This window comes from Ruegeria sp. AK11 (assembly GCF_056541095.1).
In genome coordinates, this window is record NZ_JBQFXU010000002.1 from 329646 (window position 1) to 356285 (window position 26640).

General features: G+C 57.4%; 26 protein-coding genes, 1 tRNA gene, 2 pseudogenes and 1 riboswitch. Of the genes and pseudogenes, 15 read left to right on the forward strand and 14 right to left on the reverse strand.

The annotated features are described in order from the left end of the window. Window positions 1-28: 28 nt before the first annotated feature. Window positions 29-469 (reverse strand): 6,7-dimethyl-8-ribityllumazine synthase, encoded by a 441-nt coding sequence (locus ACR0D9_RS09140; protein WP_480487827.1) that lies wholly within the window; start codon window positions 467-469, stop codon window positions 29-31. 130 nt (window positions 470-599) lie between these two features. Further along, window positions 600-747: riboswitch (FMN riboswitch) on the reverse strand. A 54-nt stretch (window positions 748-801) separates the two neighbouring features. Here ACR0D9_RS09140 and ACR0D9_RS09145 point away from each other — a divergent pair. After that, a complete protein-coding gene (locus ACR0D9_RS09145; RefSeq protein WP_480487825.1) occupies window positions 802-1413 on the forward strand; it encodes an FMN-binding negative transcriptional regulator in 612 nt (203 codons plus the stop codon). 19 nt (window positions 1414-1432) lie between these two features. Here the strand turns inward: ACR0D9_RS09145 and ACR0D9_RS09150 are convergent, their stop codons facing one another. Beyond that, the gene (locus tag ACR0D9_RS09150; protein ID WP_480482769.1) at window positions 1433-1879 is read right to left on the reverse strand and encodes a c-type cytochrome; all 447 of its coding nucleotides are present in this window, start codon (window positions 1877-1879) and stop codon (window positions 1433-1435) included. A 461-nt stretch (window positions 1880-2340) separates the two neighbouring features. Here ACR0D9_RS09150 and petA point away from each other — a divergent pair, with 461 nt between their 5' ends. The 6 genes from petA to ACR0D9_RS09180 all read left to right on the forward strand — a co-directional run bounded on the left by petA (window position 2341) and on the right by ACR0D9_RS09180 (window position 6655). After that, a complete protein-coding gene (gene petA / locus ACR0D9_RS09155; protein ID WP_267363183.1) occupies window positions 2341-2925 on the forward strand; it encodes a ubiquinol-cytochrome c reductase iron-sulfur subunit in 585 nt (194 codons plus the stop codon). Window positions 2926-2940: 15 nt separating this feature from the next. After that, a complete protein-coding gene (petB, locus tag ACR0D9_RS09160) occupies window positions 2941-4272 on the forward strand; it encodes a cytochrome b (protein WP_267363184.1) in 1332 nt (443 codons plus the stop codon). Between the two features lie 17 nt (window positions 4273-4289). Further along, window positions 4290-5081 (forward strand): cytochrome c1, encoded by a 792-nt coding sequence (locus ACR0D9_RS09165; RefSeq protein WP_480482771.1) that lies wholly within the window; start codon window positions 4290-4292, stop codon window positions 5079-5081. Window positions 5082-5280: 199 nt separating this feature from the next. After that, a complete protein-coding gene (locus ACR0D9_RS09170; protein ID WP_480487824.1) occupies window positions 5281-5532 on the forward strand; it encodes a PepSY domain-containing protein in 252 nt (83 codons plus the stop codon). Between the two features lie 5 nt (window positions 5533-5537). Next, window positions 5538-6113, forward strand: coding sequence for a cytochrome b/b6 domain-containing protein (locus tag ACR0D9_RS09175; protein ID WP_480474557.1), 576 nt, complete (start codon window positions 5538-5540; stop codon window positions 6111-6113). Next, window positions 6110-6655, forward strand: coding sequence for a helix-turn-helix transcriptional regulator (locus ACR0D9_RS09180; RefSeq protein WP_480538498.1), 546 nt, complete (start codon window positions 6110-6112; stop codon window positions 6653-6655). Before ACR0D9_RS09175 ends, ACR0D9_RS09180 begins: the two co-directional genes overlap by 4 nt. On the opposite strand, the gene mtaB is transcribed toward ACR0D9_RS09180, so the two are convergent. Both mtaB and dapF read right to left on the reverse strand, forming a co-directional pair. Next, window positions 6637-7893, reverse strand: a complete 1257-nt coding sequence (mtaB, locus tag ACR0D9_RS09185) for a tRNA (N(6)-L-threonylcarbamoyladenosine(37)-C(2))-methylthiotransferase MtaB (RefSeq protein WP_480538500.1) — start codon at window positions 7891-7893, stop codon at window positions 6637-6639. The two genes, ACR0D9_RS09180 and mtaB, sit on opposite strands and share 19 nt — an antisense overlap. Further along, window positions 7890-8723: a diaminopimelate epimerase gene (gene dapF / locus ACR0D9_RS09190; protein ID WP_480538502.1), complete on the reverse strand. Its 834-nt coding sequence runs from the start codon at window positions 8721-8723 to the stop codon at window positions 7890-7892. Before dapF ends, mtaB begins: the two co-directional genes overlap by 4 nt. A gap of 220 nt (window positions 8724-8943) precedes the next feature. Here dapF and ACR0D9_RS09195 point away from each other — a divergent pair. Beyond that, window positions 8944-9019 (forward strand) — tRNA-Lys (locus ACR0D9_RS09195). Between the two features lie 96 nt (window positions 9020-9115). Here ACR0D9_RS09195 and ACR0D9_RS09200 read toward each other — a convergent pair. The 4 genes and pseudogenes from ACR0D9_RS09200 to ACR0D9_RS09215 all read right to left on the reverse strand — a co-directional run. After that, window positions 9116-9262, reverse strand: a pseudogene (locus tag ACR0D9_RS09200) (hypothetical protein); the annotation flags it as partial. A 284-nt stretch (window positions 9263-9546) separates the two neighbouring features. Next, a complete protein-coding gene (locus ACR0D9_RS09205; protein ID WP_480482783.1) occupies window positions 9547-10122 on the reverse strand; it encodes a TetR/AcrR family transcriptional regulator in 576 nt (191 codons plus the stop codon). After that, window positions 10119-10640 (reverse strand): dihydrofolate reductase family protein, encoded by a 522-nt coding sequence (locus tag ACR0D9_RS09210; protein WP_480482785.1) that lies wholly within the window; start codon window positions 10638-10640, stop codon window positions 10119-10121. Before ACR0D9_RS09210 ends, ACR0D9_RS09205 begins: the two co-directional genes overlap by 4 nt. Window positions 10641-10730: 90 nt before the next feature. Next, window positions 10731-11603: a LysR substrate-binding domain-containing protein gene (locus ACR0D9_RS09215; RefSeq protein WP_480487819.1), complete on the reverse strand. Its 873-nt coding sequence runs from the start codon at window positions 11601-11603 to the stop codon at window positions 10731-10733. A 134-nt stretch (window positions 11604-11737) separates the two neighbouring features. Between ACR0D9_RS09215 and ACR0D9_RS09220 the strand changes: the two genes are divergently transcribed. The 3 genes from ACR0D9_RS09220 (at window position 11738) to ACR0D9_RS09230 (ending at window position 15378) form a co-directional block, all read left to right on the forward strand. Next, window positions 11738-13273 carry a trimethylamine methyltransferase family protein gene (locus ACR0D9_RS09220; RefSeq protein ID WP_480482789.1) on the forward strand — a complete coding sequence of 512 codons (1536 nt, stop codon included), beginning with the start codon at window positions 11738-11740 and terminating at the stop codon, window positions 13271-13273. Between the two features lie 12 nt (window positions 13274-13285). Next, complete coding sequence (locus tag ACR0D9_RS09225; RefSeq protein WP_480487815.1) at window positions 13286-14377, forward strand: aminomethyl transferase family protein; 1092 nt, start codon at window positions 13286-13288, stop codon at window positions 14375-14377. A 452-nt stretch (window positions 14378-14829) separates the two neighbouring features. Further along, window positions 14830-15378 (forward strand): GTP-binding protein, encoded by a 549-nt coding sequence (locus tag ACR0D9_RS09230; RefSeq protein WP_480482793.1) that lies wholly within the window; start codon window positions 14830-14832, stop codon window positions 15376-15378. 1042 nt (window positions 15379-16420) lie between these two features. Here ACR0D9_RS09230 and ACR0D9_RS09235 read toward each other — a convergent pair. Then, window positions 16421-18007: an ABC transporter substrate-binding protein gene (locus ACR0D9_RS09235; protein WP_480487811.1), complete on the reverse strand. Its 1587-nt coding sequence runs from the start codon at window positions 18005-18007 to the stop codon at window positions 16421-16423. A gap of 38 nt (window positions 18008-18045) precedes the next feature. Next, on the reverse strand, window positions 18046-19572 hold the full coding sequence (locus ACR0D9_RS09240) for a sulfatase family protein (RefSeq protein ID WP_480482797.1): 1527 nt from the start codon (window positions 19570-19572) through the stop codon (window positions 18046-18048). A gap of 97 nt (window positions 19573-19669) precedes the next feature. On the opposite strand from ACR0D9_RS09240, the gene ACR0D9_RS09245 reads away from it, so the two are divergent. Then, window positions 19670-20575, forward strand: coding sequence for a LysR family transcriptional regulator (locus ACR0D9_RS09245; RefSeq protein WP_480538504.1), 906 nt, complete (start codon window positions 19670-19672; stop codon window positions 20573-20575). Between the two features lie 82 nt (window positions 20576-20657). Here the strand turns inward: ACR0D9_RS09245 and ACR0D9_RS09250 are convergent. The 3 genes and pseudogenes from ACR0D9_RS09250 to nth form a co-directional block, all read right to left on the reverse strand. Continuing rightward, window positions 20658-20756: pseudogene (locus ACR0D9_RS09250) on the reverse strand (IS6 family transposase); the annotation flags it as partial. Window positions 20757-21020: 264 nt separating this feature from the next. After that, window positions 21021-22010 carry an adenosine kinase gene (locus tag ACR0D9_RS09255; RefSeq protein ID WP_480482801.1) on the reverse strand — a complete coding sequence of 330 codons (990 nt, stop codon included), beginning with the start codon at window positions 22008-22010 and terminating at the stop codon, window positions 21021-21023. Next, entirely contained in the window at window positions 22007-22651 is a 645-nt protein-coding gene (gene nth / locus ACR0D9_RS09260) for an endonuclease III (protein ID WP_209505105.1), read from the reverse strand. The genes ACR0D9_RS09255 and nth overlap by 4 nt, the downstream gene beginning before the upstream one ends. A gap of 117 nt (window positions 22652-22768) precedes the next feature. Between nth and ACR0D9_RS09265 the strand changes: the two genes are divergently transcribed. Beyond that, complete coding sequence (locus tag ACR0D9_RS09265) at window positions 22769-23620, forward strand: bifunctional helix-turn-helix domain-containing protein/methylated-DNA--[protein]-cysteine S-methyltransferase (RefSeq protein WP_480538506.1); 852 nt, start codon at window positions 22769-22771, stop codon at window positions 23618-23620. 177 nt (window positions 23621-23797) lie between these two features. After that, on the forward strand, window positions 23798-24232 hold the full coding sequence (locus ACR0D9_RS09270) for a glyoxalase superfamily protein (RefSeq protein WP_480506517.1): 435 nt from the start codon (window positions 23798-23800) through the stop codon (window positions 24230-24232). Window positions 24233-24293: 61 nt separating this feature from the next. Here the strand turns inward: ACR0D9_RS09270 and ACR0D9_RS09275 are convergent, their stop codons facing one another. Next, a complete protein-coding gene (locus ACR0D9_RS09275) occupies window positions 24294-25733 on the reverse strand; it encodes an aldehyde dehydrogenase family protein (RefSeq protein ID WP_480538508.1) in 1440 nt (479 codons plus the stop codon). Between the two features lie 214 nt (window positions 25734-25947). On the opposite strand from ACR0D9_RS09275, the gene ACR0D9_RS09280 reads away from it, so the two are divergent. Further along, on the forward strand, window positions 25948-26598 hold the full coding sequence (locus ACR0D9_RS09280) for a peroxiredoxin (protein ID WP_480517988.1): 651 nt from the start codon (window positions 25948-25950) through the stop codon (window positions 26596-26598). Window positions 26599-26640: the final 42 nt, after the last annotated feature.

The following is a 26640-nucleotide window of genomic DNA, read 5'->3' on the forward strand; positions in this document are numbered from 1 at the left end:
ATTTTGAGTATTTTCGAAAAGATGAAGATCAGGCGGCCTGCGCGACTTTCGCACGGGTTTCCGAGATCATCAGCGCGGCCTGAGCCGCTTCGCGCCCTTTTTGTACGAAATGGTCGCGGTAGATCGCATTGTGATGATTGGTTTCCTGATATTGGTGCGGGGTCAGCGAGACCGAAAGGACAGGAACCCCTGTATCAAGCCCGGCGCGCATCAGGCCATCGACCACGGCCTGCGCAACGAAATCGTGCCTGTAGATGCCGCCATCAACGACAAAGGCAGCGCAGGCGACGGCGGCATAGCGCCCGGTCCGGGCCAGATCACGGGCCAGCAGGGGCATCTCGAACGCGCCGGGAACGTCGTAGACATCGACTTGTTCCGAGGGGACGAGTTCGAGGAAGCCGTCGAGCGCGCGGTCAACAATATCGGAATGCCAGTTGGCTTTTACAAAAGCATAGCGGGTGTGTGTCATCATGATCTCCTTTCAGTTTGGTGGCCTGCTGGCAGTCGCGAGAACCGGTTCCCACTTTTAGCTGCCAGCCCGGCATGACACGTCACCCAAGGCGATCACGAGCAGGAGCGCCGGTTCACCGGCGCGGCTTGCACGTTCTCTTTCATCCGGACTTTGACCGTCGGCTCTGGCGTCTCACCAGATCTGCTGACACCCCGAAAACCGGGGCCGCTCGCGGGCTTACGGGTCGTGGCCCGCATACCGCCGGTGGGGAATTCCACCCCGCCCTGAGAACGAGGCGGACCTTGCCAAGAACTGTCCGACGCTGCAAGAGATTTGACAGGAGGACACTCATGCACCCTAACCCCGTTTTTCGCGCCGAGGATCGTGCGCGTCATGTTGAATTCGCCCGCGACCGGGCGTTTGGCGTTCTGGCACTCTCTGCGGAAGAGGGCCCGTTATTAAGTCATGTCCCGTTTTTGTTGTCCGAAGACGGATCAATGGCTGACCTGCATCTTGTGCGCTCGAACCCTATCGTGCGTGCGCTGCACGAACCGCAGCGCGCAAAGATCGCGGTGCAGGGGCCGGATGCATATATTTCGCCCGATTGGTACGGGGTCGAAGATCAGGTTCCGACATGGAATTATGTCGCCGTACACCTGATCGGAAAGCTTGAGCTACGCCCGCAGGACGAGTTGCGTGACGTACTTGACCGCCAATCTGCATTCTACGAAAAGCGGCTGCTGCCCAAGGCCCCATGGGTCACGGGAAAAATGTCCTCGGACGCGCTGAACAAGATGATGCGCATGATCGTTCCGTGCCGCATGCAGGTTGAAGATATTCAGGGCACGTGGAAGCTTGGTCAGAACAAACCCGAAGGTGCGCGAAATGCTGCCGCTGATCAGGTGTCCTCTGGCTTTGGCAGTGAAATCGCCCGGCTGGCCGCCTTGATGCACAAGGCTTAACCAGCATCAGGCGCCGGGTTTACTGGGGGCTGAAGGTAGCCAGATAAGCGGCAATATCGTCTGCACCGGTCTTGAGTTTGACGCTCATGTTCGGACGGGCAGTTTCGTCATCCAGAAATTCCTTGATGAAGCCGATCGGATCCTGCGCATAAGCAACGATGTTTTCCTCGGTCCAGACCAGACCCGCTTCGCCGGCACGGATCATGTCATCCGTGAACATGCCGATCGGCAGGCGCTCGCTGCCATAGCGATAATCGTTTTCGGACCCGGCCACGCGACCGACGACGCCATACAGATTCGGGCCGGTGATTCCACCTTTGACCAGAACTTCACCATCCTTGATGATCGCATGACACGAAGAACAACGGTTATATATCGCCTCACCTTTCGCGGGGTCGCCCGCGGCAAGGGTCTGAGAGGGCAGGGCCATTGTGCACAAGGCAGCGGCCAGAATGATCTTTGACATTGGGGTCTCCTTGCAGGAGTTCGCACGCCTTTTGCGCTGTCCTTTATTCGCGCGGAAAGTGCAACAGGTGAGGCGCGTGCAATTTGTAATTTAAATCATCTATTTAGCGAGTATGTTTTTGCTGAAAACAATCTCCGTTTCGAAGTCTTGATTATGGACCTTTTGGGCGCAAATCAGCGGCACCCAGGACAGGCTTCAAATACCCAACCCGGGTGGCGGAAGGCGGGGTGCGAAAGCGAATCAATGACGCATGAATCGAAGTTGCCGACAAAGTCGCACGCGAGATTCACCAAAAAACACTCTCCGCAGCTGCTGGAAACGACACATGCGGCGTATTGCGCGTTTATGAACGCTGGACGAACACTATTCTCCCCGATAGTAAGCGCGGTTAAGACACCGCATTCGTGCGGTGCGCGAGCTATTTGCCCGTCCGCGGGCGCCAGACAATCGGAGATAACCTCGTGTCCCACGCAGAAGACCACGAAGGCACCCGCAGAGATTTCCTGTACTACGTCGCTGGCGGCGCAGGTGTCGTTGCAACGGGTGCAGCCGTATGGCCCCTGATCAACCAAATGAACCCATCGGCAGACGTTCAGGCGCTGTCCTCGATCCGTGTGGATGTGAGCGGTGTTGAGCCGGGTACGCAGCTGACCGTCAAATGGTTGGGAAAACCCGTCTTTGTCCGTCACCGCACCGGTGCCGAGATTCAGGAAGCTCAGAAACAGGACGCCGAAGGTGTTGATGCGCTGCCCGATCCGCTGGCCCGCAACTTTAACCTGAGCGCCGATGCCCCTGCGACCGACGCAAACCGTGTGATGCCGTCGCCGGAAGGCGAAGCGCCGGGTGCATGGGTCGTCCAGATGGGTGTTTGCACCCACCTCGGCTGTGTGCCTCTGGGTGATGCAGGCGACTTCGGTGGCTGGTTCTGCCCTTGCCACGGTTCACACTACGACCTTGCCGGTCGTATCCGCAAAGGCCCCGCGCCTGAGAACCTGCCCATTCCGCCCGCAGAGTGGGTGGACAACGGCACAATCAAACTCGGCTAAGGGAGACCCAAACTTATGTCCGGAATTCCCCACGATCATTACGAGCCGAAGACAAACGGCGAGAAATGGCTGAACAGCCGCCTGCCGATTGTTGGCCTGCTGTATGACACCCTCATGATCCCGACCCCCAAGAACCTGAACTGGTGGTGGATCTGGGGCATCGTTCTGGCGTTCTGCCTGGCGCTGCAAATTGTCACCGGTATCATTCTGGTGATGCACTATACGCCGCATGTCGACATGGCATTTGCCAGCATCGAACACATCATGCGCAACGTAAATGGCGGTTACTTCATCCGCTACCTGCACATGAATGGCGCATCGCTGTTCTTTGTTGCGGTCTACATCCACATCTTCCGCGGCTTGTTCTATGGCTCATACAAAGCCCCGCGCGAGATCACGTGGATCGTCGGCATGCTGATCTACCTGATGATGATGGGCACGGCCTTCATGGGCTATGTTCTGCCATGGGGTCAGATGTCCTTCTGGGGTGCGACTGTGATCACCGGTCTGTTTGGTGCCATTCCGTTTGTGGGTGACGCGATCCAGACCTGGCTGCTGGGCGGACCCGCGGTGGATAACGCCACGCTGAACCGCTTCTTCTCGCTGCATTACCTGCTGCCGTTCATCATCGCGGCTTTGGTCGTGGTACACATCTGGGCCTTCCACACCACGGGCAACAACAACCCCACAGGTGTTGAAGTGCGTCGCGGCTCGAAGGACGAGGCGAAGAAAGACACGCTGCCGTTCTGGCCGTATTTCGTGATCAAGGACCTGTTCGCGCTGGCCGTGATCCTGGTCGTGTTCTGGGCCGTTGTCGGTTTCATGCCGAACTATCTGGGCCACCCGGACAACTATATCGAAGCCAACCCGCTGGCGACACCCGCACATATCGTGCCTGAATGGTACTTCCTGCCGTTCTACGCGATCCTGCGTGCCTTTACCGGTGAAGTCTGGGTTGTTCAGTTCGCCAGCTTCATCACCGGTGGTATCGTTGACGCCAAGTTCTTCGGTGTTCTGGCGATGTTTGGTGCGATCCTGGCCATGGCGCTGGCGCCCTGGCTGGACACGTCGAGCGTGCGTTCGGGCAAGTACCGTCCGATGTTGAAATGGTGGTTCTACCTGCTGATCATCGACTTCTTCGCCCTGATGTGGCTGGGTGCGATGCCTGCGGAAGAACCCTATGCGACCTTCTCGCTGATCGCATCGGCCTACTGGTTCGCCTATTTCTTCGTGATCCTGCCGATCCTTGGTGTGATCGAGAAACCTCTGGCCCAGCCCGAGACCATCGAAGAAGACTTCAACGCGCATTATGGCAAGGCTGACGCCGACGCCACGCCGGCCGAGTAAGAAGAGGGACCGGAAACATGTTCAAGAAACTTGCAATCGGCGCCGCGTTTGCTCTGGCCCTGACCCCTGCTGCTTCCATTGCAGCAGGTGGTGGTGAGCAGCATATCGAAGATTTCGCCTTCTCGTTCGAAGGCCCGTTCGGCACCTGGGATCAGCATCAGCTGCAACGCGGCCTGCAGATCTATACCGAGGTCTGCGCGGCTTGCCACGGTCTGCAATATGTGCCGCTGCGCGATCTGGAAGCGCTGGGTTACTCGGAAGAAGAAGTCATCGCATACGCTGCTGGCAACTTCGAAGTCTTCGACCCCGAGCTGGACGATTTCCGCCCGGCGATTCCCACCGATCACTTCCCGGCCAATACCGGCGTCGGCGCTCCGGACCTTAGCTTGATGGCAAAGGCACGTGCTGGCTTCCACGGGCCTTATGGTCTGGGCATCAACCAGCTGGTCAAAGGCATGGGTGGCCCGGAATACATCGCCTCGCTGCTACACGGCTACACTGGCCACGAAAAAGAAGAAGCGGGTGCAGTGCTCTACGAAAACACCGCCTTCCCCGGCGGCTGGATTTCGATGGCGCCTCCGCTGGCTGACGAGCAGGTCGAGTTCGCGGACGGGCACTCGAACACGGTTGAGCATATGGCCGAGGACGTTGCCGCATTCCTGATGTGGGCGGCCGAGCCAAAGCTGACAGACCGCAAGAACGCAGGCTTTGTCGGTGTCATCTTCCTGACCGTTCTGTCGGTGCTGCTGTACCTGGTCAACAAGCGCCTCTGGGCACCGCACAAGGGCAAACTCCGCAAGGAAGATTGATCCGATCCGTCCTACCGGATTTTACTAATTCAGCCCCCGCGCCGTCAGGTTGCGGGGGTTTTCTTTTTCCAAGCCTCCATCAGCGCGCGCTTATTTGACCGAAATAAGCGCCGGGTCAATGGATTGGACAGCTTCACAGGCGCACATCAGCCACAACGGCTGATCAACTGCCGTTTGTCTGAAACACGGAGTCACGACAATGAAACTTCCTATTCTTTTTGCCTCAATTCTATTTGCAACGCCGGTATTGGCACTGGATCTCGCACCCGATGCCGATCTTGGAAAATCCGAAGCCGAAATTCGGCAAACGCTGACAGGCATGGGATTCGATGTCCGCAAAATCGAGACGGAAGACGGCAAGATCGAAGCCTATGTCGTCAAGGATGGTCAACTGGCCGAGGTTTACGTCGACCCCGCAAGCGGCAAAGTCGTCAAGATTGAGGATCAGTAACCAGAATGTCCGAAACAGAATTGATGCATCGTGGGCGCACAGGCGCCCACGAAGTTCAGGTCTGGGATCCTTTGGTCCGGCTGGTTCACTGGGTCGTAGCCTTGTGCGTTCTGATCAATGCGGCGATATCCAATCCCGAGGGCGCGTTCCACGAATATGTGGGCTATGTCGTGCTGGCTTTGGTCTTGTTGCGGTTGCTTTGGGGGTTAACGGGTCCGGCTTTTGCCAGGTTTGCAGCCTTCCCTTTCAGCCCCCGTTCGGCACTCAACCACCTGCGCGACATGGGGCGGGGTGACCAAAGCGTGCACCTTTCACACAACCCTCTGGGAGCCCTTATGGTCTATAACCTCTGGGCGACACTGCTGGCTTTGTGTGTGACAGGGTTCATGATGGGGACGGTTCGGTTCTTTGGCATCGAATGGGTCGAAGATCTGCACGAACTGGCCTTCAACTGGCTGATGCTGTCTGTTCTGCTGCATGTTGCCGGGGTTGTCATTGATCAGAGGCGAACAGGTGTCGCTTTGGCAAAAGCTATGATAACAGGGCGGAAGAATATACCTGAGGACTGGTCAACCAAATGATCAAATGGATCAGCAGCCATTGGCGGCCCGGCGATGCAGACGCTCACCGGGCTGTACTTATGTCGATAATGATCGTTGTTCAGGTACTTTGCGTAGTGTTTTACCTTGGCGACGTCGCTCTGGATTTGAAGGAAGGCGAGGGGCCTTCTCATGTAAGTCTTGAGGCTTTTGTCGCATTTGTTCTGCTTGCCGGAGTTGTTTTTTTCATGATTGAACTTCGACGCCTGCTGGCAAGGGTGGAACAGACCAAGCTTGGCCTACAGGCCGCGCAGGGTGAAATGAGCGTGGTCATCAACACGTTCTTTGACCGTTGGGGGCTTACCGCTGCCGAGCGTGACGTGGGGCTCTTGGTTCTGAAGGGGCTGGATAACGAGAGTATCGCGCGTATCCGGGGGCGGGCCGTTGGGACCGTGCGCGCACAGACCGCCTCGATCTATGCCAAAGCCGCGGTTGACGGGCGTGCGCAGCTGATAAGCGTATTCATGGAAGAATTGCTTGCCGCAGAAGGTGAGGCTGAGGAACTTCAGACAACCAAACTGTGATCATTCGCCCCAATGGCTCGGGCGGTTACGATCTGCCCTTCGGGCTGAGGTGCATTGAACGTAACTTCGGTGAATTGTTCCGTCCGCCCCATATGCGGGTTCTCCATCAGGATCCGGTGAGTTTTGCCGATCTGTTCTGACAGGTGTTTCCTGACCTGAACGTCCCCAGCCGCACGCAGACGGGCTGCGCGATCCTTGATTACATTTCCGTTCACCTGTTGCGGGATGCGAGCCGCTGGAGTGCCTTCGCGTTTCGAATATGGGAAAACATGCAGCCAGGTCAGATCGCAATCGGTAACCAATTTCAGCGAGTTCTCGAAATGCGCTTCGGTCTCGGTCGGGAAACCTGCGATGATGTCGGCACCAAAGGTCATGTCGGGGCGCAGTTTCCGGGCCTCTTCGGTAAATCGAATGGCATCGTCGCGCAGGTGGCGGCGTTTCATGCGCTTCAGGATCAGATCGTCGCCATGCTGAAGCGACAGGTGCAGATGCGGCATCAGGCGTTGTTCGGTTGCGATGGCCTGCATCAGGTTTTCGTCCACTTCGATCGAGTCGATCGAACTGATCCTCAGGCGAGCCAAATCCGGCACTAGCTTCAGGATGCGCATCACCAGATCGCCCAGTTTGGGCTGCGCAGGCAGATCGGCCCCCCATGAGGTTAGGTCAACGCCGGTCAGCACCACCTCATGATAGCCCCGATCCACCAGCCGCTTGACCTGATCCACCACGACACCGGCAGGCACGCTGCGCGAATTGCCCCGACCGTAGGGAATGATGCAGAAGGTGCAGCGATGGTCGCACCCGTTCTGGACCTGCACATAAGCGCGTGAGCGTGTGCCGAACCCGTCGATCAGGTGCCCGGCCGTTTCGGTGACAGACATGATGTCATCGACCTGAACGGTCTCGGTCTCGCCGATAAAGTCGGCGGCCATGCCTTTCCAGGTTTCTGGCCGCATCTTTTCCGTGTTGCCGATCACCGCATCGACCTCGGCCATCTGCGCAAAGGTGTCGGGTTCTGTCTGAGCGGCGCACCCGGTGACAATCAGCCGGGCGTTCGGATTTTCACGACGAAGTTTCCGGATCTCCTGTCGCGCTTTGCGCACAGCCTCAGCTGTGACGGCGCAGGTGTTTATCACCACGGCATCCGTCAGTCCGGCTTGTTGCGACAGCTCTTTCATCGCCTCGGTTTCATAGGCGTTCAGGCGGCAACCCAATGTGGTGAATTTAGGCGGGTTCATCCCAGCGTCCTCAGGAACTCGGGCGACAGCGTTCCCGAGAAGACGTGACAGGTTGACCCGGTCATCCAGACACCATCCTCGCGCCAGTCAACCCACAGGGTTCCCCCATCAAGATCAATCTGCACCTTTCGCCCCGTCAGCCCACGCCGCGCCGCAGCCACCGCAGTTGCACAGGATGACGACCCTGATGCCAGGGTGATGCCCACGCCCCGTTCCCAAACCCGCATGCGGATGTGATCCGGACCCACAACCTGAGCTACCTGCACATTGGTGCGCTCGGGATACAAAGGATGGTGTTCATAGCGCGCGCCGAACTCGGCCAACGGTATCGCCTCGGCGTTTTCAACAAAGAACGTGCAGTGCGGATTGCCCATACCCGTCGCTGTCGGGGCTCCCTCGATGGGCAGTTCCAGCGTGTCCATCTCTTCAGCCAGCGGAATTTCGTGCCATTCCAACTGAGGAAGACCCATATTGACCGAGGTAAGCCCATCACCTGCGTCCTGCGCAAAAAGCGTTCCACGTTCGGTTGTCAACGTCAGTTGGGTTTTGCCCGTCTCATCCATCAACATTCGCGCGATGCACCTTGTGGCATTGCCACAAGCCGCCGATGTTGAGCCATCTGAATTGTAAAACACCAGATGCGCGTCAGCCTTACCGTTTTCGATTACGGCCAGCTGATCGAATCCCACACCAAAATGACGATGCCCGATTCCTCGGGCCAGTGCCGGGGTAATCGAAACATCCTGCATGCGCGCGTCAACGATGACGAAGTCATTTCCCAGCCCATGCATCTTAACAAAGGGCAATCCGGTATCGAGTTTCTGTTGCATGGCGGCGATATAACGTCGGTCAGAACATGAATCCACCCTGTCACGTAGAATCGTGAAAAAAGGGGTTGACCCCCCTGCGCCACCTGCCTAAGTAGGCCGCCTATCGGGTCGCCGGAAACACAGGTTGTTTCAGCGAAACGAGGCGCAAATTAAGGGCTTGAACCCGGCCGGGAAATTGCCGTAAAGAGCGCCACGGATCGAGAAGATCCAATAAAAGAGTGGGCCGTTAGCTCAGTTGGTAGAGCAACTGACTTTTAATCAGTGGGTCGCAGGTTCGAATCCTGCACGGCTCACCACTTTTGTCAATAAAAACAACATCCTGTAAGGCATCTGGCCTCCACTTAAAGTATAGTAACTCCATATGGAGGCCAAATCCGGGGCCAGCGATATTTTCAGGCCGTGTTTTGATTAAGCATCGCCCTAGCCTCATCGGCAGCGGGGCGCCTGGCATACTTCGCATATTTCTGGGTCTGCTGCAGGGTGGCATGACCTAGCAGGAACGAAACTTTATCCAAGGGCATCCCGTTATTCAGGAGGCGCGTGGCATAAGAAAACTAACATCGTGGAACCATGCATGGTTTATCGAAGGGCGGCTGAACACCCAACCCTGAAACTCGCACCATTTTTGCCTGGGGAAGGCTCCGAGCCTTAGGTTTGCTATCAATTGTGGGCGCAAATTATGAGGTTGCTCCGAGGTCAACGTCTGCTGGGTTAGATCAGCCCCCTAAGCCGACAATCCCACCTACAGACACGAAGACAAAGCCCAATATGGTGTTCACGTCGACATAATATCCGTGGATCGCACCTCTGAGGCGCGTGCTTTTCATTTAATGGTCTCACGGCCTCCAGCCGCTCGACTAAGAATCCAGTCGATACCGCGGAGATAGTCTTCAATTGTTAGGGGATTGTTTGCTCCGCTGGATGCGGAGAGCACAAACCCGTGCGCATAGTCGATCAGCAAGTGAACAAGAACATCGCCGCCATCGCTGTATTCAAGCTGGTCCGTGCTGGCCTTCAGGTCCGCCGCCACGTCTGTCAAATCCGCGCTCATCAGCTTAACATCCTCAAGGATCGCGCGCAAAAGGTTGGCGTTCTTCAAGGCATACCCATAGTAGGTCGCCATGATGCTTCGGGCCCGCTCGACCGGCGTGCCCCCCTTCACGCCATCCAGGACGCCGGCGAATGCGTATTCCACCAGATCGGACAGAAGCTGTTTCTTGCTGCCGGCGTGATAGGCCACCGCCATCGGGGTGACCCCAAGGCGATCCGCAAGCATGCGAAACGACAGCGCGTCAACGCCCTTGTCCTGGACGATCGGCAAGGCAGTCTTCACGATCAGTTGTTTCGAAAGACGCTGAGCGGCCTTCGGCGGCCGCCCGGGTAAAGACGCCTTTGTCACGCGGCTTTCAGCCTGTAATCGAGGTCCACCAGACCCGAGGGAAAGCTGTTGACCGACACCAGTTCCAGATCGACGTCGCCCTTGGTCTCGCCAAATATCCGGATGCCCTCACCGATCAGGATGGGAACAAGGGTGATCCGCATGTCTTCCACCAGCCCGGCCTTCAGGAACGAGCGAATGATCGCGCCGCCATCCACATAGACGCGGTTGAAACCTCGTGCCTCAAAGCTTGCCATCAAGTCTTCGGGTGCCATGTCTGACACCTCCACTTTGTCGCGCAGATCGTCTGGGATGTCGTCGGCGTTCATCGTCCGACTGAGAACCACAACCGGTTTGGCATAGGGCCAGGCTCCGAAACCGCGCACCGTCCGATAAGAGCCCGAGCCCATTACGATCACATCGACACTGTCCTGAAAGGCAACAAAGCCGTGATCTTCATCCTCGGTCGGTTGCTTTTCTAACCAATCCAACCGGTGATCGGGCCGCGCGACAAAGCCGTCCAGGCTCATCGCCATCATGATATGTCCTGTGGGCAAATTCGGAGTCTCCTGCAGTGTATTTATACATCGTATAATAATTTCTGGTAGAATACTCAAGAGAGGGTCTTTTCAGGCTTCGCCGAGAAGCCAGTTCGAGAAAGCCTTCACTGCTTCACTCGAAGCAGCGCTGTGGGGTTGAACCAGAAAATATCCGTAATCGGACAAATCGATCTCGGACAATCGAAAAAGCCGTTCCGCCTTAAGGTCATCCCGAACCAGATCATCCATCAAAGCGATCCCTTGCCCGTCGATGACGGCCTGAACTCGGACATTCGGGTCCGGCACGATCAACACATCCCGCCGTGATTGCGTGGGCAGATCTGCGGCGTTCAGCCAATCGGACCAGGCGGTGCTGTCATCGCGATCTCTAAGCAGGGTCAGATGCGGTATCGCGGCTTGCATGCCCAGCCTGTTGACCAGGTCTGCGACGGCCCGATTGCCCACTGGAAAGGGCGGCATGGACATGAACGGTGTCACGATGCCGTCTTTCCAGTTCCCGTTGCCCCATCGGATTGTCAGACCCACTCCCTGCAATTCATGTGCCGAGAATTCGATCATCGGCTGAATGCGAAGCTGCACATCAGGGTGGCTTTGCATGAAGGTCATCAGACGTGGCGACAGCCAGCGCGCCGCGAAATAGGTCGAAACACCAACTGTCAGAGAGAGGGTCGAGACCCCCTTCAAGACCTGAATTTCGGTTTCGATCTCTTCGTATCGGCTCTGGCAGATCGCCAATAGCTTCAACCCTTCTCCGGTCAGAGTGACGCCGCGCGGAGTGCGCTGGAACAGGCTCATCCCCAGATCGGCCTCAAGCGTTTTGATCTGATAGCTGATCGCGCCTTTCGTCATATTAAGTGCCACAGCCGCCATCGAAAAGCTGGAATGACGTGCGATCTCGGCAAAAAGCCTCAGCAGATCATGGTGATGAAAGCGGGCAGTCATAAAGATGAGTATAAATTATTTGTACGTAGCGGACAGAAAATTTCGATTTTCAAACATATTTTTAAACCCAAAAACTTCAATCAGTCTTACAAAGCGAAGAGATCGCGTTGGAACCTTTAAACGCAACATCAGGCATGTCAGCACCTCAGGGTCGCCGCAGCAGCGCGCGCAGGGGTCGTCTGTCCCGTCACAACGCGCCATGCGAGAGCCCGCCGTTCACTGGCCGCAAGATACCTGCATACGAATTGCTAGATGAAACGGCATTGGCCCGCATCGAAGATCAGGCCGACTGGATATTGGACAAGATCGGTGTCGAGTTCCGTGGGGACCAAACGGCGCTGGATCTCTTCGCAAAAGCGGGCGCGCGGGTCGAATTTGAACGTGTAAGGTTTGAGCCGGGCCATGTTCGCGCGCTGTGTGCCACGGCTCCGGCTGAGTTTCAGCTACATGCCCGCGATCCGGCCAAGACCGTGACACTTGGCGGCGACAAAGTTGTGCTGATGCCCGGATATGGCTCGCCGTTTGTCAGCGACCTGGCAAAGGGTCGGCGCTATGCGACGCTGGAGGATTTCCGCAATTTCGTGAAACTGGCCTATCTTGCGCCCACCATGCACCATTCGGGGGGCACGGTTGTCGAGCCGACAGATGTTCCGGTGAACAAGCGGCATCTGGACATGATGCTGGCGCATCTGACGCTGTCGACCAAGCCCTTCATGGGCTCTGTCACTGCACCTGAGCGCGCGCGCGACAGTATCGAAATGGCCCGCCTCGTCTTCGGCCGCGACGCCATGGAACACCACGCAGTGATGCAGGCCAATATCAACGCCAACTCGCCGCTGATCTATGATGACACCATGTCTTCGGCCCTGCGCATCTATGCAGAAGCCGGCCAATGCGTTTGTGTGTCGCCCGCGATTTTTGCCGGTGCCATGGGGCCACTTTCCCCGGCTGCGGTGGCGGCACAGACGCTGGCCGAAGCCATGGTTGGCATCGCTCTTGCGCAACTTGTGCGCCCCGGTTGTCCTGTGGTCTTCGGTTCGTTCCACTCGACAATGAATCTGCGCACCGGCGCGCTGACATTTGGCTCGCCCGAGGCGAACATGACCACCATGGCGCTTTCGCAACTGGGTCGAAGGCTGGGCGTGCCGGTGCGCTCTGGCGGGGGGCAGATCACCGCGTCCAACGCACCCGACGGGCAGGCGATGCAGGACAGCACCGGCGCGATGTGGTCCACGCTGCTCTCTGGTGCGCATCAGGTCTGGCATGCAGCGGGCTGGCTCGAGGGCGGGCTTGTGATGTCTTATGAGAAATTCATCATGGACCTCGATCATTGCGGTGCGATGCTGAAGCTCTTGCAAGGTTTCGATACCGATAACGAGGCCTTTGGCCGGGATGCCTACTATGAGACGGATCTGGGCGAGAACTTTCTGTCGACCAGTCACACCCTGCGCCACTACACGACGGCGAATTTTGAGCCACAGATATCTGACGCCGGCCCATTCGAGACCTGGTCTGAAAATGGCGCGCTGACCGCTGATCAACGCGCCACCTCGCGATGGCAAAAGATGTTGGACGACTATCAACAACCCGAAATGAAACCCGACATCCGAGTCGCGCTTGAGGACTTCGTATCCGAGCGCAAGGCACAGATGCCGGACGAATGGTACTAGAAAGGAACACCCATGACCGAAGAACTCAGCCGCACATCCGCCCTTGCTTCCCGCCACACGGCACTCGGCTCGGGGCTGGAGGATTGGAATGGGATGGGCACCGCCTGGACCTACAACACCGATCCGGGCGACGAACACGATGCGGTCCGCGAGCGCGCGGGCATGTTTGATATGTCACCCTTGAAAAAGGTCTTCGTGCGTGGTCCTCACGCTCAGGCGGTACTCGATCACCTGACTTCACGCGATCTGTCAAAGGTCAAACCGGGAAAGGCGGCCTATCTATGCGTTCTGACTGATCAGGGCGGGATCGCCGACGACGCGATCGTGTCAAACAACGGCGGCGACGAATGGATGATCGTGCATGGTTCGGGCGACACGATGGCGCTCTTGCAGGCTTCGGCGGAAGGGCGCGATGTTGAGGTGCAGTTCACCGATGATCTGCATGATCTGTCGGTTCAGGGACCTGCGTCGCTGGATATTCTAAACGCGCATACGGATATCGACCTGAGCACTCTGTCCTATTTCGAGCACGCGCCAGCAACGCTCTTCGGCCATTCTTGCCGCATCTCACGCACCGGATACTCTGGTGAACGCGGTTACGAGATTTTCGCGGGTGGCTCGGTGATCACCGACATCTGGGACAAACTGGTCGAGGCAGGTGTAATGCCCTGTTCCTTCACTGCGCTCGACAAGGTGCGCATCGAAGCGGGCCTGCTGTTCTACGGCTACGACATGACCGAGGACAACACCCCGTGGGAGGTTGGTCTGGGCTTCACGGTGAGCAGCACCAAGGGTGATTTCCGCGGCAAATCGGCGGTCATGGCGGCGAAAGGCGCTGAGAAGGTCAACAACGTTTGCCTCGACATCGACCACCCGGACATGGTCGAAGGCGGTGAAGCCCTGATGCTAGACGGTCGACGCGTCGGCACCATCAACAGCCCCTGCTATTCGCACCGGATGGGCAAATCTCTTGCCGTCGCCCATGTTCAGCCCGGACTTTCAATCGGGACCACGCTGAGCGTCTCGGCAAATGGTCTCAACACTAGCGCCGCAATTGTGTCCAAACCTATTTATGACCCCAACAAAACGCACACTCACGAATAGAATGGCATCGGCACCGGCCCAATCCTGCCGTTCGACCTTAGTTCTGAATTCTGCGGTTGCAGCCCGCTTTCCGGACATTCGCCGCAAGCGCGAACTCCGGGCCTCGTCGAACTCACAGATTGCGGACTTTGCTGCCATTGGCCGTTTTCAGTTGAAAGGCTGGTTTCGGATGTTCCGCTGGTCTTCTGTCGAAACTAAGAAGTCCGCCAGCGATCAGTAGCTTTGGGTTTGGCAGACCACAATGCGTGTGTGTGCAGTGAAAAAATCTTGTTCGAACGGGATTTCAACACCAAGCGTTTCCAGTGAGTTTTCTTGGCACACACGCAACATGTCCCGATCCATGTCTATTGTTCCATTGAAGATGGGATCACCTCGTGTCTCTGGTCTTGCAATTTCCCAGACGACGATTCCGTTCACAGCAATTCGGAATCCGGTTTGTTCACAAAGACCGCATGCTCCTCGCATTCTCGGACATGGTGATCCTGAACAAGGTTGACCTTGTGGAGCGCGAGACGGTCCAGAAAGTCCATGACTGGCTGGGATCGCGCTTCCGTCGCTACAGGCTGGTGGAAGCAGTCAACGCGGAGGTGCCACTCGATATCCTGCTCTCGGTCGGACGCTTTGCCGCCGAACAACTGGATGCGGAACCGTCAGAACACGCCCATGGCCCAGGCTGCGGTTGCCCCGAACATGAGCATCACCATAACCACGCGTCGAAGTTCTCGACCACGATGCTACGCTCGGATCTTCCCGTTAATCTCTCCGGCCTGCGAGACGCAATCAAGGGACTGCCCGGTGAGGTCTACCGGGTGAAAGGGTTTGTCTATAGCGAGGAAGACCCGGAGCACCGTATTGTCGTGCAAGTCGTCGGCAAGCGTATCGACATTGCCCGGGACGAGAAGTGGGGAACGCGCAAGCCGGAAACTCGTCTGGTCGCGATCGGTGCGCCCGGAGCCGTTTCGGAAGACACCTTGGGAAGAGTGTTCCTCGAAGTGGCATAAAGGAGACTACTCTTTCCGCGTTTACCTTGCCAAATACCGTCGAAAAGAGCGAACCGGACCTTCGTTGAGATCGCAGCGAATTCACACTTCCCGCCCCTTAACTGTAAACTCAAAGCAAAGCTTTTTAGTGAAGCGCAAAACATAGGGCCACCACCGAGATGGACCTGTCACGTTTTCGTGCCGCTCCAAGTGCTCGTTTAAGCCACTTTCCGTTCGAAGGCGACCGGGCTTTTCCAGCTCAGTGCTGAGTGCTTTCGACGCGGATTGTAGAACACATTGTTCAGCGTTTGTACCGGGAACTACGCCCCAACGCGACGAGTTCATCAGCGTCCACCATCAAATACACGGGGCCGAATGATGCGCGATGAAATGCATATCGAACACGATTGTCTGAAGTCAGCGCCAATGGGACAATTTAGGTCGTTTTGATAAGAGAGGGTTTCTGGCACATCGTTGCCACCAAGGAGTGGAGATGAGACAGAAACCCCGAGCCAAGCGGAGCCACGGCGAGAAAGATGCCAAAGACATCCGTTGGCAGTGGAGAAATATGAGCGGCGCAGCAGTGCCAAACCAACCGAGCAGGAGTTGGCCTGACTTCGTGATAAACAGTTGTCGCGGTGAGTATCTTCTCGCGCTTTTCGCGTATCGTTTTATTGACGCAACGTCGATTCAGTTGTTGTGGCCATTAAGAAGTTTACGCAAACTTAAGAAGCGATTTGATTTTTCGACTAGTCGCTCAAAAAGTGACGTCAGACGGCGTTTTCTTCCCCCTTTTGTGTCAGTTTGCAACTCTTACATGCGCTCAGTCGCTGCGGGTTGGCACTCACAGTAAGTGATCCTTGAGCCCTCCTTACCAGCGCGGATCGGATCAGACCCGCAGCGGCTCTATTCAAGTCGTAGTTCCTCTCGCCAGGGCATGGGATGCCAATCAATGCCCGACACGTGCCATTTCTTTTGAAACGCTGGTTCGAGTCGCAATTGAACAGGCGCAGTTCGGGATAAGAACTGCGCCTGTTCATGGTCAAACTCGAAAACCGCGCGTTTAAGCGGCGACCCACATCTTCAACGGTGCGCGGAAATCCATCAGGTCAAAGCCCTTGTGATCGTCAACCCAACCGCTGATCCGATCTGAAGTCGCACCGACAAAGTCGTTGAACATCGGACAGATCAGACCACCATCATCACGGATCAACGCTGAGGCTTCTGCGTACATTTCCTTGCGCTTCGCATCATCGAGTTCGGCGCGCGCTGCGATGACGATTTGATCGAAACGCTCGTTGAAGAACCGGGTGTCATTCCAATCCGCTGTGGACAAATATGCTGTGGACAGCATTTGGTCCTGAACCGGACGGCCACCCCAGTAACTGGTGCAGAAAGGTTGCTTGTTCCAAACTTCAGACCAGTAGCCGTCATTGGGCTCGCGCTTCACATCCAGCGTTATGCCCGCGGCAGCTGCGGACTGCTGGAACAACGCGGCCGCATCCAATGCGCCGGGGAACGAGTTCTCGGACGACCGAAGCGTGACCGGCCCGCTATGACCCGATTTCTTGAAGTGGAACGCCGCCTTGTCCGGGTCGTATTCGCGCTGTTCGAACCCAGTTGCGAGGGGATAAGAGCTGTTGATGGGTGTGTCATTGCCCACAGAGCCGTAGCCGAAGAGGATCTTGTCCACCATTTCCTGACGATTGATGGCGTATTTCAAGGCCATACGCAGATCATGGTTGTCGAACGGCGCGGTATTGACGTGCATGATAAACACGTAATGACCTGCGCCAGACGTAGAGCGCACCGTGATACCGGGCGCGCGGTCAACAAGACGTGCAGTACGGGGCGGCACACGGTCAATCATGTCGACCTGACCAGATTGCAGCGCCGCGACTCGTGCGGTGTTGTCGTTGATGACAATCACTTCGATCGTGCCGGCATGACCAATCGTGTCATCCCAATGGTTGGGGTTGTGTTCAGCCACGAAACGCACACCCATATCGGCGGCTTTCAAAACATAAGGACCGGTGCCAATTGCAGCAGCTGGGTCCTCTTTACCGCCGCCAGGCTGAATGACGAGGTGATAATCCGAAAGCAGATATGGAAGGTCCGCATTGGGCGCTTCCAGCTCGACAATGAACAGGTCGCCATCTGTTCGCATATTTGCGATACCGCGCAACAAGCCCAACGCCCCGGATTTGGTCTCTTCGTTCGAGTGTCGGTCGATGGTCTGTAGAACATCCTCGGCAGTGACGGGCTGACCGTTTGAGAAGGTGATGCCGTCTCGTATCTTGAACGTCCACGTTTTTGCGTCGGCAGAAGCCTCAAAGCTTTCTGCGACCTTTGGCTCAAGGCCGCCATCAGGTGCAAGCGTCAAGAGCGTCTCACCCCAAAGGCGGGCGACCATATTAGCGGTTGAGTTTGCGGCGGTCGCAGGATCAAGGCTGTCAGTTGTGCCGCCGCCCTGGATGCCAACGCGAATGGTGCCACCTTTTTGTGGACCAGCGGCTTTGACCGCTGACGACATCGCCAGATTGGCTGTTGCAGCAGCCAGCCCCAAGGCGGACGCCTTCCCAAGAAATTCACGGCGGGGCATTTTGCCAAGCGCTGCCTGTTTTGCCAGATATTTGATATGTTCGTTCATGGTGACTTCCCCGTTGTCGTTTGAGAGCTCAGATTTGATTAGTAGGTTGCAAGTGACACTCCGCCTGCATCCGCAGCTGGCGGAAAGTGTCGTGACAATTTTTCAATGATCTCGTCACGCGTGCTGCGGTATTCTTCTTTGAAGAAGAGATTGACGTGTTCACCCGGATCGTTGCGAAGATCGAACATCTCTCCCCAGTCTGCGTTTTGAGGATAGATTGTGACACGCCATTCGTCTGTCATTACCGTCTGGTTGTAAGTGTCCATGCGCGTGCGTGGGTGATATTCGGCAAAAAGCTCGCGACGCCCCGGGCCATCTGCCTGCGTCATCAGGTGAGCGAAAGAGACCCCTTCGGTCGGCTGATGCTCCAGCTCCAAAAAATCCTGCAGGGTCGCGCGCAGATCCAGATGACTTGTTGTCCCGTGACGTTCGCCAGGCTCGATCCCCGGACCTGCAGCGATCAGCGGTACGTGCAAAAGCGATCTGTAGGGGCTGGGGCCTTTTCGGATAAGCCCGTGATCACCCAACAACTCGCCATGATCCGAGGTGAAAATGACAACGGTGTCTTCAAGGAGACCCTGATGCTCCGCCTGTGCCATGATCCGCCCGACGCAAGCGTCAATCATCGAAATCATTCCATTGGTATATGCGATCGCACGGCGAATTGAATCGTCCGAGAAGTTCGATGTTGTCTGTAAAAAACCCTGTTCTCGCGGTGGCCCCGGATCGCGCAGGAAGTCCACATAGCTTTTACCTTTTTCCTCTTCATCGCCTTCGCGCAGGAAAGACGGCATCGCTGACAGCTCATCAGGCACATATGAGGGCATTGGCATGTCCGCCGGATCGTACATGTCGCACCATGGCGCAGGGGGGGAAAAAGGATGGTGCGGATCGGGAAAGGAAACAAACAGAAAGAACGGGTCTGACCCGTCATTTTCAGTCAGGAACTCGCAGGCCCGATCTGTGATCCAAGAGTTGTAATGCAAGTCGAAAGGGATGGCCGATTTCCAAACTTCGTCAATATCCCCACATTGCGGTTCAAGCGCGTTTTCCGGGAGATAGAGCTCGGCCGCTCCCGGCGCGACAGATTCCAGCCAACGGGCATAATGCCCACCCTTTGTGGCACTAACGGATTCTCCAATCAGAATGTCGACCGCGTCGAACCCGTAAAAGGGGCCGCACCATCCCTCACTTTCCGGTAAGTCCCAAAAGGCGTTTGAATCCGGCATAAGATGCTCTGGCCCGGCCAGAATAGGTTGGAAGTGGAATTTCCCAACCCCATGGGTCTTGTACCCCATGGCCTGAAAGTCATGGGTGATCAGTTTCAGATCCTCAGGCAGGGCAACCCCGTTGCGCGTCAGGCCGTGCGACCTTGCATACTGACCGCTGAACAAAGTGGACCGGCTTGGAGAGCAGATCTGGTGCGGTGTGAAATGCTTGGTAAAGACGGCGCCCCGCTGGGCCAGTGCGTCTATATTCGGTGTCCTGACATGCTTGTTTCCGGTGCAGCCCAGACTGTTCGCGCGTTGCTGGTCCGTCATAATCAAAATGACATTTTTCTTCATTCTTGGCGCTGCCCTCCGAAACAACGGGACAGTACCACAGCGCTTACATTTGAAATAATACTATCTGTTTCGACTGATATTTGTTAATCGAATACCTATGTTCACCCATAACCAACTCAACGTCTTCTCTGCGATCATGCAAACCGGGTCGGTTTCCGCTGCTGGTCGCAGGTTGAATCTGTCACAACCCAGCGTCAGCCGGCTTTTGTCGGATCTGGAGCGGGAGTTTGGCGTTCCTTTGTTTCGTCGCCGAAGTAAGGGTGTGACACCGCTCCCCGAAGCGGAAGAATTCTATCAAGAGGTTAAACGCAATTTTTCGGCCCTTGCGAACTTGAACGAGATCGCCTCTCAGATCGCTCGGAAGGATCGCGGGTCCTTGTCAATTGCCACAATAACCGCCGCCTCATTAGACCTCGTGCCTCAGGCCCTGAGACGGCTGAACATAACGGAAAAGAACATCCGGATCGATTGGCGGGTACGATCTTCAAACTGGATACTGGACTATGCCCGTTTCGGCGCGATGAGAACAGGCTTCGCCTATGTTTCGCGCTCTCTGAAGCAAATGAACGTCCTGTTTGAGGGAAGCTTACCACATATTTGTTTTGTTCCCGAAGGTCACCCTTTAGCCGCAGGTCAGGGGGCGCTGATACTGGAACAGATGGCGCCCTGTCAGATCATCGGGCTGCGCAACGAAGTTGAGAGTGCTTTGTCGCTAAGTGACTTGCTAGAGGGTGAGCGCCCACCGGTGACTGTCGAAACATCTTTAGCTGCACTTACTCTTAGCAAATCCTGCGGTGGGTTGCCTCTCGTGGATGCTTTTACGGTTTTTCATTGGTTGCAAGGGAACAAAGGACGGCCGCGGATCGTAGAGGGCCTTCCTCTCTATCGGTTTGCGGTCGTTGAACCAATTGGCATCAACGCTTCACAGATAGACAGGGATTTTCAGGATTGCCTGATCCAAGAGATCGAACGCGTTGTTTTGTGGACCAAACAACTCGGCTAAAAAACAAAGCGTTCATTGACGTTCAGACTTCTACGGATACACCGGCATTGCGGGACTGTTGCATGCGTTGATGGGTCCCGCTTTTGCCACCGACCAGGATATGCCTCTCGTCCACGCGCCAATCGACACTGGCACGCCGCACGTGTTTCTGGGTCCGCGTTGTGTGCTCCGGCGCAAACTTGGGGCAACGAAGACCAAAATCCAAGGCACTTGCGCGTAGACAGAGGTTAAAACAAGCAAACACCCTTAAGGGTGAGAATGATTGGACGCTCAAAAAGGCAGCACGCTTCTATGAGTGGCCAACCATAGTCCGAATGACTTCAAGCCAGTTGCGCCCCTTCACAAAACCACCGCGCGGACCGGATCACAAAGCAATACCCAGCCCGCAACATGCGGATTGGCCGTTTAGCCTTCGATAAAGGAGGAGTCTTTCAACAAAATGGGCTCAAAGCAGCCCTTCTTCCCGCAACAATTCCAGCATATCAGCCTCGGGTCTTGGGCCGATATGGCTGATGACCTCGCGGGCGCAGACGTTGCCGATCCTGGCGCAGGTCTCGTAATCGCGCCCTGTGGCCATTCCATACAGGAACCCCGCGGCGAACTGGTCACCGGCACCGGTTGCGTCTACCGGCACGATCCTCTTGACCGGCACGTCGATGCGCGCGCCTCCGTTCAGGACGGTCACGCCATCACCCGAGCGCGTGCAAACCACCAGCGGGCAAATCTCGGCGGTCTTGATCAGCGCCTCTTCCAGATCGTCGGTTTCAAACAGCGATTTGATTTCAGCCTCGTTGCCGATGACGAAATCCAGCTCATTCTCGATCAGCAGCAGGAAATCGACCCGGTGCCGTTCCACGCAAAACGGGTCGGAAATGGCGATCCCGGTCTTGCCGCCGCCCTTGTGGCAGGCGCGCGCGGCCTCAAGAAACGCGGCCTTTCCCTTTTCCTTGTCGAACAGATAGCCCTCAAGGAACATGATCTGGCTGCTTCCGGCGACCTCATCGGGCACGTCATGCGACGACAGTTCCGAGGAGATGCCCAGATAGGTGTTCATCGACCGCTCGCCATCGGGCGAGACAAAGATCATCGAGCGCGAGGTCGGCAATTCCCCGCCCGGAACCGGCGGGTTGACGAAATCGACGCCATCTTCGTTCATCGCATCCGCATAGAACCGGCCCAGCGCATCGTCATGCACCCGCCCGATAAAAGCAGCATCCAGCCCCAGTGCACCTGCGCCCGCAATCGTGTTGGCAACAGACCCGCCCGGTGTCTGTACCCGACCCTCCATCGAGGCATACAGCAGCTCGCCGCGCTCCTGCTCGATCAGCTGCATGATGCCTTTTTCAATGCCCATCAGTTCCAGGAAACTGTCATCGGCCTGCGAGATCACGTCCACAACGGCATTTCCGATACCGGTCAGCTGGTAGGTTTTCATAATGTCTTGTCCTCGAATTGACAGAGATCACGGATGATGCAGGTCGGGCATTGCGGCTTGCGCGCCTTGCAATGGTACCGGCCATGCAGGATCAGCCAGTGATGCGCATGGAGTTGAAAATCGGCGGGGATGTTGTCTTCGATGGCGCGCTCGACCGCGTCCACGTCCTTGCCGGGGCAGATGCCGGTGCGATTGCCGACGCGAAAGATGTGCGTGTCCACAGCCTGCGCCGGCTGCCGCCACCACATGTTCAGCACAACGTTGGCGGTCTTGCGTCCGACACCCGGCAGCGATTGCAGCGCTGCGCGGGAATTTGGGACTTCACCGCCATAGTCTTCGACCAGAATACGGCTCAGCTTGATGACGTTCTTGGCCTTCTGGCGGAACAGGCCGATGGTCTTGATATGCTCGATCAGGCCCTCCTCGCCCAGATCCAGCATCTTTTGCGGCGTATCGGCGATCTTGAACAACTCGCGCGTGGCCTTGTTGACCCCCGCATCGGTTGCCTGCGCCGACAGCGCCACGGCCACGACCAGCGTGTAGACATTCACATGCTCAAGCTCACCCTTGGGTTCGGGGTCGGCTTCCTGAAAGCGCGTAAAGATCTCGCGGATCGTATGATAGTCGAGTTGCTTTGCCATCCGGGCCTTAATGCCGCCCGAGGGGCCGCGACACAAGCCCAAAGCCAATGCGCAAGTTCCGGGTCGCGGCAGCGTGTCGCGCGCGCTATGGTTTGTGCCAGACAACGAGGTGCAACCATGAACGTCCAGACCCCCGAAAGCGGATACCACTATAACGTCATGCGCCGGGCAATCGACCTGATTGATCAGGGCGGTGAAACCCTCAGCCTCGATGAGTTGGCCCGCCAGATGGATATGAGCCCGGCGCATTTCCAGCGCCTGTTCTCGCGTTGGACTGGTGTGTCGCCAAAACGGTATCAGCAATACCTTACGCTGGGCCATGCAAAGGCGCTGCTGCGCGAACGGTTCACCACGCTTGAAACCGCCCATAATGTCGGCCTGTCCGGCAGTGGCCGCCTGCATGATCTGTTCCTGAAATGGGAATCCATGAGCCCCGGCGAATACGCCCGCAAGGGCACGGGTCTGACGATCTACTGGGGCTGGTTCGAATGCCCCTTTGGTCCCGCGCTGGTCATGGGCACCGACAAGGGGATCTGCGGCATCGCCTTCGGGGCCGAAACCGGAGAGAAGGCGGCGATGGAGGATATGGTCTCGCGCTGGCCCAACGCGGATTATGTCGAGGATACCATGCGTCTGCGCCCCTGGGTTCTCAGCGCATTCGGCACGGCCCGCGACCGGTCAGAGCCCACACCGCTCTACCTGATCGGCTCGCCCTTGCAGATCAAAGTGTGGGAGGCACTGATGCACATCCCGTCGGGGCAGGTCACCACCTATTCCGAGATCGCGCAGCGCGTGGGTTCGCCACAGGCCGTGCGCGCCGTGGGCACGGCGGTCGGGCGCAACCCGGTCAGCTGGCTGATCCCGTGTCACCGCGCCCTGCGCAAATCCGGGGGGTTGGGCGGCTATCACTGGGGTCTGCCGGTCAAACGGGCCATGCTGGCCTATGAGGCGGCACAGGCCGACGCCTGATTGACAGCAGGCCCGACCGCTGCCAAAAAGCACCGCAGGTTCGGGTCCCCTGCCGTTCGCGGCCATTGGCTTTGGTGAAACCCGGTTGAACAAACATCTGTTGCCCTTTCCCGGCGCGCGGATGGTAATGCGAACCCCGTCCTAAACTCGCGCCCGTTCAAGGAAACGAGGCAAAACATGACACTGTCACAAGACATCGCTCCGCTGGAGGAGCTGAAAGAGCAGGCCAAACGCCTGCGACGAAAACTGCGCGACACCGGCGTTCAGCTGTCGCACGGTCAGGCCCTGGAACTGGTGGCCCATCAACATGGGATGCGCGACTGGAACACATTGCACGCGATGGCGGGCAACCGGATTCGTTTGCGTGTGGGGGACCGGGTCGAAGGTCGCTACCTGGGCCAGCCGTTCACGGCGGAAATTCGTGGTCTGACCATGCTGGGGGACGGTGCGCACCGCCGGGTGACCCTACAGTTCGACACGCCTGTCGATGTGGTCCGGTTCGACAGTTTCTCGGCCTATCGCCAGCGCGTGACCGGCGAGATTGGTTGGGACGGTCGTTCCCGTCGCCATACGTCCGACGGGGAACCCCAGCTAGTGGTGCGGCCTGTCTGACATAATAAGGGCGAGGCAACCGCGTTGCCCCGCCCTCTCATCTTGCATTGCGCTGGGTGTATTATTCAGCCGCCCAGCCGCCGACGGATTTGACTTCCAGAAAGTCTTCCAGCCCCCAAACGCCACCTTCGCGCCCGTTGCCGGATTGCTTCATCCCACCAAACGGAGAGCCCGCGCTGCGCGACTGGCCGTTCATCTCGACCATGCCCGACCGCAGAACCCGCGCCATGCGGTTGGCGCGCGCCTTGTCCTGCGTCTGCACATAATTGGTCAGGCCATAAGGGGTGTCATTGGCGATCTCGATGGCCTCTTCCTCGGTGTCGAACGGGATCATGGTCAGGACGGGGCCAAAGATTTCCTCGCGCGCGATGGTCATCTGGTTGTTGGCATCGGCAAAGACCGTGGGGCGGACATAATAGCCCTTGTTCAGCCCCTCAGGGCGTCCGGTGCCGCCCGCGACCAGCCGCGCCCCTTCGTCGATACCTTTCTGGATCAGGTCCTGAATCTTGGTCCACTGAACCTCATTCACGACGGGTCCGATATGGCGGCCCTCTTCTGCGGCACTGCCCACCGTGACCTTGCTGGCGACCTCGGCGGCGATCTCAACAGCCTGATCATAGATCGGTCGCTGCACCAGCATCCGGCTGGGGGCGTTACAGCTTTGGCCGGTGTTGTTCATCATATGCAGCACGCCGCGTTTGACAGCCTTTTCATCGGCATCGGCAAAGACCACATTGGCGCCTTTGCCACCCAGCTCCAGATGCACTTTCTTGAGCGTTTCCGCCGCGTTCTTCGAAATCGCCGTACCCGCACGGGTCGAGCCGGTAAAGCTGACCATATCCACGTCGGGATGACCCGACAGCTGCGAGCCGACGCCCGCGCCATCGCCGTTTACCAGATTGAAGACACCGGGCGGGAACCCTGCCTCGTCCATCATCTCGGCAAAGATCATCGCGTTCAGCGGGCTTTGCTCGGAGGGTTTCAGAACCATCGTGCAGCCCGCAATCGCCGCTGCGCCGACCTTGAGCGTGACCTGGTTCATCGGCCAGTTCCAGGGCGTGATCAATGCGGCCACGCCAACCGCCTCATAGATGATCCGGTCATTCGGGGCGTGATCCCCCAGAGGGCGTTCAAACTGAAACGCCTTGGCCGCGCGGATGAAGTTCTGCAAATGCCATGTGCCTGCACCAACCTGCTGGCTGCGCGACATGTCAATCGGCGCGCCCATTTCCAGCGACATGGCCTGCGCCAGATCTTCCGCGCGGGTCTGGTAGATGTCGATCAGCTTCTCGACCAGTGCGATGCGGGCCTCTACCGGCGTTGCCATCCAGCCCGGCAGGGCGACCTTGGCGGCGGCAACTGCCGCATCCGTGTCGGCCTGCCCACCCAGTGAGATCACCGCGCACGGCTCCTCGGTCGAGGGGTTGATGACCTCGAAATCATTGGGTTGCGACGGCGCGACCCATTGACCATTGATATAGAAATTCCGCTTTTCGATCATCCTGAGCCCTCCTGTCGGTTCAGCTAGAATCCGGCTGTTCGCCGACACTCTGTCACCCAAGCGAAGAGGGGGCAATAGATAATTTGATCAAATTATTTTTCCAGTGAAACCGGCGAATTCCTTGGCCGCGACCACGATGAAAGGTTTAACCTTCGCACAAAGTGATTAGGTTTCAGGCAATCGACTCGGATTTTCAACAGGAAAGGAAGTAGCCATGGGTTTGCGCATCAACGATACGGTCCCGAACTTCACCGCAGAAACAGATCAGGGCACCATTCAGTTTCACGACTGGATTGGCGACAGCTGGGCCATTCTGTTCTCGCACCCCAAGGATTTCACGCCTGTCTGCACCACCGAATTCTCGGCCGTCGCGCAGCTGAACGACGAATGGGCCGCGCGCAACACCAAGGTGATCGGCGTGTCGGTTGACGGTGTTGAAGACCACAAGAAATGGAAGAAGGACATCGAGGAATACGGCAAGGCCAATCCCAGTTTCCCGATCATCGCTGATGACGGTCTGGCCGTGTCGAAAGCCTTCGACATGCTGCCTGCCGAAGCTTACCTGCCCGATGGCCGCACCCCGGCTGACAGCGCCACCGTGCGGTCGGTCTTTATCATCGGCCCTGACAAGCAGCTGAAACTGTCGATGACCTATCCGATGACCGTGGGCCGCAACTTTGCGGAAATCCTGCGCGCGCTGGACGGGTTGCAGATGTCGTCGAAGGGTGTCGCAACGCCTGCCAACTGGGTGCCGGGTGAAGACGTGATCATCCCGCCCTCAGTGTCGAACGAAGACGCCAAGGCCAAATTCGGCGCGTTCGAGACGATCTTTCCCTATCTGCGCAAGACCAAAGCGCCGTCTTAAGGCGGGTGCCGGGTCAGGGGGGCTGTCTGCCCCCCATCGTGC